Annotated in this window: 3 protein-coding genes; all 3 read left to right on the top strand. The window is 67.6% G+C overall.

From position 1 onward, the window contains the following. Positions 1 to 759, top strand: a 759-nt coding sequence (locus EA346_RS00015; protein WP_296754042.1) for a hypothetical protein, incomplete at its 5' end; no start/stop codon positions are given. Continuing rightward, positions 756 to 1,895, top strand: a complete 1,140-nt coding sequence (locus tag EA346_RS00010) for a methionine adenosyltransferase domain-containing protein (protein WP_296754040.1) — start codon at positions 756 to 758, stop codon at positions 1,893 to 1,895. The genes EA346_RS00015 and EA346_RS00010, both read left to right, overlap by 4 nt. A 144-nt stretch (positions 1,896 to 2,039) precedes the next feature. After that, positions 2,040 to 2,237, top strand: coding sequence for a DUF2283 domain-containing protein (locus EA346_RS00005; RefSeq protein WP_296754037.1), 198 nt, complete (start codon positions 2,040 to 2,042; stop codon positions 2,235 to 2,237). Positions 2,238 to 2,556 lie beyond the last annotated feature (319 nt).

Genomic DNA, 2,556 nt, shown 5'->3' with positions numbered 1-2,556 from the left:
TTGCTCGGCAACCACGACGAACTCGGCGGCCGCGTCGATGGCGAACTGGCGGAGGCGCTCGCACAGGCCATGCGCGAGATGAACGGGGAGGGCATCTGGCGTTCCCCGAAGTCCCGCGGCGTGGGCGCGCATCCGTACGAGGCGCTGTTCAACGCCAGCAACGAGCCGCTGCGTCACTGGAAGCGCGAGACCCTCGCGGTGCTGCGTCGGCATGTCATACCCGACCGGCACTCGCGCGCCCGTCGCGACGAGCCGCGGGACTACCGCATCCCGGTGCTGTCGGTCTCCGACCGGCGGGCCTTCCTGCAGGCGCTCTGGCTGCCGTACCTGCCCGAGGCCCGGTGGGAAGGCACCCAGTCCCGTCCGGAGGGCACCGCGCAGGTCTACCTCGACGTGTCCGGTTCGATGAACGCCGAGATGCCGCTGATCGTCGGCCTTCTCGGGCAGCTCTCGCGGCACATCCGCCGGCCGTTCTGGGCGTTCAGCGACCAGGTCGTGGCCGCGAAGATCGTGAACGGCCAGTTGCAGGCGGCCACCTCCGGCGGCACCAGCATGACCTGCGTGATCGAGCACCTCACGCACACCCGGCCGGCCGCGGCGGTGGTGGTCACCGACGGCTACATCGAGCCGCTCGGGAAGAATCTTCTGCAACGCGCCGCCGCGACCCGCCTGCACGCGCTCGTCACCCGCGACGGCCACCCAGCCGCGCTGGCCCGCGCCGGCATCCCCTACACCCAGCTCGGGAGGCTGCCGTCGTGATCCGCATCTCGGAAATGGTTCTGCCCGGCCACCCGGACAAGTTCTGCGACCAGGTCGCCGACGCGGTGATCGCCGCCTGCGTGGCGGTGGACGCGGACGCCTACGGCCAGGTCGAGGTGTCCACCTGGTCGGACCACGTCTGGCTCTCGGGCGGGATCTGCACCCGCCGGCCGCTGCCGCAGACACTGGAGTCGCTGGTGGTCAAGGCCGGCCTCGCCGCCGGGTACGGCGCCGGCAACTGGATCGATCCAAACCGCTACCGGGTCACCAGCACCGTCTGCCAGCAGGTCGGCGACCCGACGCGCTGGTCCGCGCGGGTGAACGACCAGAGCATCGTGCTCGGCTGGGCCGGGTACGACCCGCACACCCACTACCTGCCGCCCGAGCACTTCCTCGCCCACGCGCTGCGCGAGGCGCTGACCGACTCCTGCCGCGATGGGGTGCTGAAGGGGCAGGGGCCGGACGGCAAGCTGATGGTGCGCCTGCGCGAGGACAGCGCCGGCTGGACGCTGGAACAGGTGCTGGTCACCCTCCAGCAGCACGAGGATCTGGCGTTCCTGGAACTGTGCGAGCGCGCCGCGACCACTGTGGCGGATGCCTACCGGGAAACAAGGGAACGGGATCCGCGCTGGCGCGCGTCCTGGGCGGATGTGGACCTGCTGATCAACCCCAACGGTCCGTTGGTGAACGGCGGCAGCGACGGCGACAACGGCCAGACCGGGCGCAAGCTGGTGATGGACTTCTACGGTCCGCGCGTCCCCATCGGCGGCGGCGCGCTGTCGGGCAAGCACCTCTCGCACATCGACCGCATCGGCGCCTACGCCGCGCGCGATGCGGCCGTGCGCGCCGTGCAGTCGGGCGCGAAGGAATGCCTCGTCCGCGTCGCCTACGCCCCGAACCGCGAAATGCCGCTCGACATCGACTACGCGATGGAAGGCCGCGGCGAACGCCAGTCCCCCGCGTTCTTTGCCCACCCGGAAATGGTCGACCGCTACCCCGCGAGCCTGATCACCGCGGACCGGGCACGGGGTCTGCACTTCTTCGACCGCCGGCTCCCCTGGAACCAGGGTTGCGGGGGGCATTCCGACCCCTTTTCTGCGCATATTGACCCACGAACGCTGTCTCCGGCACCCTGATGCGGAAACACGACGTTCATGCATGGACGACCGAATCCGGCGATGGGCGAGGATCGCCGAGATGGAGAATCGCTACCTGCGTGTGGTTCTGTTGGCGGACGGCGAAACTGTGCACAACGCGTTTTTCGATCGAGGATTCAAGCCATGAAGGTCAGCTACTTCGAAGATACCGATACCCTCTACATCGAGTTTCGCGCAGGCGATGTTGTCGAGACTCGGGATCTTGACGAAAACACCGTGCTCGACATGGACGCCGATGGACATATCTGCGCGATGACTTTCGAGCACGCCAGCCAGCGCACAGACGTAAAACATCTCGTCGTCGAGGGGATCGCCGCTTAGATTGCAGGACCCCAGTGCCCGGGCGGGACCAAAGAAAGGGGACGGAGGGATTAAACATTGCGCTATGGACTGCTGCCCGGCCGGGCCGGGCTGACCTCGGCGAGATGAAGCGGGACCAACCGTCGAGAACCGGCAGCGGGTAACTGGGCAAAATTTAATCCCTCCGTGCCCTTTACTGAATTTGCGGGGATTTGCTCCCCATCCGGCAGGAACGGGACTACGCTGGCTACGTTCAAGACACGCCCCACGGACGGGGCGCCGCCGATTTAAGCACCAACTTGCGGGCGGGATAGAAATGCAGCTAAAGCGGCGACGGTCC

Origin of the sequence: Thioalkalivibrio sp., assembly GCF_007692535.1 — a bacterium.
GTDB lineage: Bacteria > Pseudomonadota > Gammaproteobacteria > Ectothiorhodospirales > Ectothiorhodospiraceae > Thioalkalivibrio.
Note: the sequence above shows the minus strand (reverse complement) of the source record. Positions and strands in the feature narration are given on the sequence as shown.

Coding starts and splice junctions, on each gene's coding strand:
- EA346_RS00005 (WP_296754037.1), top strand. CDS start 2,040: ATGAAGGTCAGCTACTTCGAAGATACCGATACCCTCTACATCGAGTTT.